The 4,542-nt window shown below is 56.4% G+C and carries 5 protein-coding genes; 2 read left to right on the forward strand and 3 right to left on the reverse strand.

The window, feature by feature from the left end; translation table 11 throughout:
• Positions 1 to 161: 161 nt before the first annotated feature.
• Positions 162 to 665, reverse strand: a complete 504-nt coding sequence (locus tag AQS70_RS07775; protein WP_055102289.1) for an RNA polymerase sigma factor — start codon at positions 663 to 665, stop codon at positions 162 to 164.
• 232 nt (positions 666 to 897) lie between these two features.
• Between AQS70_RS07775 and aroQ the strand changes: the two genes are divergently transcribed.
• Together aroQ and AQS70_RS07785 are read left to right on the forward strand one after the other, a co-directional pair.
• Positions 898 to 1,338 (forward strand): type II 3-dehydroquinate dehydratase, encoded by a 441-nt coding sequence (gene aroQ, locus AQS70_RS07780; RefSeq protein WP_055102290.1) that lies wholly within the window; start codon positions 898 to 900, stop codon positions 1,336 to 1,338.
• Between the two features lie 4 nt (positions 1,339 to 1,342).
• Positions 1,343 to 2,203, forward strand: coding sequence for a shikimate dehydrogenase (locus AQS70_RS07785; protein WP_055102291.1), 861 nt, complete (start codon positions 1,343 to 1,345; stop codon positions 2,201 to 2,203).
• 41 nt (positions 2,204 to 2,244) lie between these two features.
• Here the strand turns inward: AQS70_RS07785 and AQS70_RS07790 are convergent, their stop codons facing one another.
• Positions 2,245 to 2,922, reverse strand: a complete 678-nt coding sequence (locus AQS70_RS07790) for a TetR/AcrR family transcriptional regulator (protein ID WP_055102292.1) — start codon at positions 2,920 to 2,922, stop codon at positions 2,245 to 2,247.
• An 85-nt stretch (positions 2,923 to 3,007) separates the two neighbouring features.
• Positions 3,008 to 4,542, reverse strand: a 1,535-nt coding sequence (locus tag AQS70_RS07795) for a bifunctional sugar phosphate isomerase/epimerase/4-hydroxyphenylpyruvate dioxygenase family protein (protein ID WP_055102293.1), incomplete at its 5' end; no start/stop codon positions are given.

Here is a 4,542-nt window from a genome sequence, read left to right on the forward strand (position 1 = left end):
GGCCGGCGTGCAGGCGCACCGCCCGTGCTGCGGCGGTCTGCGTGATGCTCTGCTGTTCGGGGCCTTGGCTATTCACGTGTGAATCTCAATTTCTCGTTAGGTATAAGCAGTGACGTTTTACTGGTCGATTCTCAGTAAGTCGCTGGTCGGTAGGTAGGTCATTACTCATCTGCCTGTAGGCGCTGCATGACATAGGCCAGCGCTTTGGCCAGATGCTTTTGCACCGAGCTGTCAGAAATACCGAGGTGACGCGCCACTTCGGCGTGGGTCATGCCCTCGATGCGATTAAGCCGGAAAATCTCCTGAGTGCGCTCGGGCAACTCGGCCAATGCCTGTTTGAGCGCCGCTCGCTGTTGTGCTGCCATCGCCTGAGTCTCCAGCTCTGCCAGTTCGTCCTCGATCTCGGCTAGGTCCTCATGGGTGACCGAGTCGGTCTTGCGGCGGGTTTCCTGGCGAATGTGATCAACCAACAGATTACCGGCAACCCGATAGAGATAGCCGGGGGAGTTGTCGATGGTGTCCTTGCGCCCACGCTCGGCCATGCGCAAGAAACTCTCTTGCACCAGATCGGCGGCCAACTGTGGGTCCCGCACCTTGCGCGCCAGATACCCGCGCAGGGTACTGGCATGCTTTAGGAACAAGCCCTTGAGGTCCATATCCGACAAACCGACTCCCTGGTGCTAGAGGATAAGGGGCGGCTATCTTACGTTTTGTCGAGAATGATTTTCAATTGATATTCACTTGCATGCCGAAGCGTTCGATAAACGCCCACTAATTACCCCAAAGCGTGCCCGACGGATCGTCCACAATTGATCTTATTAACTGGTTGGTACAATTTAAACCAACCGCTGAGCCCTGCTCAGACGCCCCATAAAAACAATTCAGAGTTGTCTTGATATGCCCCCTATCGTCTTGATCCTTAACGGCCCCAATTTGAACCTGCTCGGCACGCGAGAGCCCGGTGTATACGGTCACGAGACGCTGGCAGACATCGCAAATTTATGTGCGCAAACGGCCAGTGAAGAAGGCCTGAACATCGAGTTTCGTCAAACGAACCACGAAGGCGAACTGCTCGACTGGATTCACGGCGCACGTCAGCGCTGCGGTGCCATCGTCATCAACCCTGCGGCCTGGACTCACACCTCGGTGGCTATTCGTGATGCGTTGGTTGCCAGTGAACTGCCGGTGATTGAGGTCCATCTTTCTAACGTTCACAGCCGCGAAGCCTTCCGTCATCACTCCTTTGTTTCGGGCATTGCCCAAGCCGTGCTATGCGGTTTTGGCAGCAACGGCTACCGCATGGCGTTGCAACATCTCAGCCAGCAGTTGAAGGGGTAAGGCTATGTCGACCCCAAAACCACAGTCAGTGTTAGCCGGGCTGATTGGTGCTGGAATTCAGGCATCACGCACCCCCGCCCTGCATGAACGGGAAGGCCAAGCGCATGGGTTGCCTTATGTGTATCAGTTGATCGATCTGGATGTACTGCAACTCGATAGCACTGCCCTGCCCGACCTGCTGAGCGCCGCAGAGCGTATGGGCTTCAGCGGTTTGAACATTACTTACCCGTGTAAGCAAGCCATCTTGCCGTGGCTGGACAGTTTGTCTGATGAAGCCCGCGGGATCGGCGCGGTAAACACGGTGGTATTCAAAGAGGGCAAGCGCATCGGGCATAACACCGACTGCTCGGGTTTTGCAGAAGGTTTTCGTCGTGGGTTGACCGGCGTTGCCGTGCAGAACGTGGTCCAAATAGGCGCAGGAGGTGCTGGCTCAGCGGTCGCCTACGCATTGCTCAGCGAAGGTGTACAGCAGCTGACTATTTTTGATGTCGACAGCGAGCGGGCGCAGGGTTTGGCCGACAACCTGAACCAACACTTTAGCGGCGCTCGGGCCAGAGTAGGCACTGACCTAGAATCGTCGATGGCCAAGGCCGATGGGCTGGTCAATACCACGCCGATGGGCATGGCCAAACTGCCCGGCATGCCCGTGCCCGCGGCGTACTTGCACTCAGGGTTGTGGGTTGCGGAAATTGTTTACTTCCCGCTGCAAACCGAATTGCTGCGCCACGCCCGCGCGTTGGGTTGCCGCACGCTGGATGGCGGCAATATGGCGGTGTTTCAGGCGGTCAAGGCGTTTGAGTTGATCAGCGGCGCCAGCGCCGACCCATCACGCATGCTGGCACATTTTCAGGAAATGAACGGTTAAAGCAGGCCGCCCGAGCCAAAAGCGGGCGGCAAAATGCGTTATTAGACCTGCAAATAACGCAGCACTGAATCGCAAATCATCTCGCGCTGGCGCTGTTTGACCTGCGGGTCGGCCAAGTCGATCTGGAAGATTTCACCCAGCGTGTAGCGGTTCGACACGCGATAAAAACAGAACGAACTGACCAACAGATGAACATCCAACGGGTTTAAACCAGTGCGGAAAACCTGCTGTTCCACGCCGCGCCGTAGAATGTGCTCCAAAGCATGAACAATCGTGTCGTTCATGGCTTTGATCCCTTCTGAGCGCTTGATGTATTCACCCCGATGGATATTTTCGACGCTGACCATGCGCACGAAATCGGCATTCAGATCATGGTGATCGAAAGTAAATGCCACCAGCTTTTGAATCGCTTCACTAGGCGGCAACTCATCGAGATGGAGCAAGCTTTCGGTGTTTCGAATTTCCCCGTAGAGCTTTTCTAAGACCTCGACGTAGAGCTGCTCCTTGCTGGTGAAGTAGTAATAGATCATGCGTTTGGAGGTGCGAGTGCGCTCCGCAATAGCATCCACCCGCGCGCCCGCCAGCCCTTGTTCGACGAACTCGACAAGGGCTTCTTGGAGGATGTTTTCGCGGGTTTTTTCCGGGTTGTTTTTCCGGGCTTTACGCGGTTCGACTGCAGGCGCCGTGGCGTCGGTGTCGACTTCTGATATCTGGGTCATTAAAGGCTCACGGCCATCGGAAGATGGCGGGGATTATGGCCCGAGCCGGTCAATGAAGGAAGCCGACACTGCTTCATAGCGCCTCCTAAAGCTTGGTCTGGCGCACCGCTCCGGTACGCGATTTGGCCATCGCCGCCAAGCGCACCGCCACGTTGGCGGCGCCATACCCGGCATAGCCGTTTTTGCGCTGCAACAACTCGAAGAAGAAGCGGCCAGCAAACGGCTCGGTGTACACATGAAACAGCTCACCGCCTTGGGCGTCGCGGTCGTACAGCACGTTGAAGTAGGCCAGCTCACTCAAGAACTCGTCGTCAAAGTCAAAACGCGCCGCCAAGTCGTCGTAGTAGTTCAGCGGAATATCCAGCAGCGGCACACCCGCGGCTTTGGCTCGACTGACTTCAGCGAACAGGTCGTCACACTCAAATGCAATGTGATGCACACCTGAACCGCGATAACTCGACAGCGCATGTGAGATAGCGGTGTTTTTGTTTTCCGAAATGCTCAGCGGCAAACGAATCGTGCTGCAACGGCTGCGTAAAGCGCGGCTTTTGACTAAGCCGTAAGGGTCGGGCAACACCACCTCGTCGTCGGCCTCAAAGTCCAACAGGCCCTTGTAAAACAGCACCCAACTGTCGAGGCTGTCTGCCGGCAGCGCCATCGCCATGTGGTCAATGCGCTTAAGCCCACCTTGAGTGGTGGGTTCGACCGTGAGGTTGAAGTCAGATTCGTACAGCGGTTTGCCCGTCTCATCCTGATCAACCAGATAAATCAAACTGCCATCCGGTGCACGAACGGCCGCTAACTCCAACTCGTTAGGGCCGACCAACCCGCGATAGGGCTGACCTTTATAAGCCACGGCACGGGCCAGTGCGCTGGCGCTGTCTTGCACCCGAATCGCAGTGGCACACAGTGAAGGGCCATGGGCCTCAAAAAAGTTATGGGCAAACGAATACGGTTCAGCGTTGAGAATCAGGTTGATATCACCTTGACGCATCAAACTCACATTCTTAGAACGGTGCTGACCCGCCTTGCTGAAACCCAAGCGCTCGAGCCAATGGGTCAGTTGCGCACCTTGATTGTCATCGACGGCGAACTCCAAAAACTCGATGCCGTTGTAGTCGCTGGCTTTAGGCGGCGAGAACAATGGCTCCAGCTTCGCTGCGGGCGCGTCCTGTTGCGCCAAGCGCTCGCGGGTTTTTTCTTCGAGGTACAGCAACGAGCGCAAACCATCAGCAGCGTTGGCGCGCGTAGGTGCGGCACGAAAGCCGTCATTGAAAATTTCCAGTGACAACGGGCCGGTGTAGCCACTCTGGATGATCGGCGCCAAAAAGCCCGGCAGGTCAAACTCGCCCTGCCCTGGGAAACAGCGAAAATGACGACTCCACTCCAACACATCCATCGCTAAAATCGGCGCGTCGGCCATTTGCACGAAGAAAATTTTGTCGCCGGGAATCTGCGCAATGCCACTCGGATCCCCTTTGAGGGACAAGGTGTGGAAGCTGTCGAGCAACACGCCGAGGCTAGGGTGGTCTATCTGGCGTACCAGATCCCAGACCTGCTGCCACGTATTAACATGTCGCCCCCATGCCAAGGCTTCGTAGCCGATCCGCAGGTTACGCG

Origin of the sequence: Pseudomonas endophytica (genome assembly GCF_001411475.1) — a bacterium.
Classification (GTDB): Bacteria; Pseudomonadota; Gammaproteobacteria; order Pseudomonadales; family Pseudomonadaceae; genus Aquipseudomonas; species Aquipseudomonas endophytica.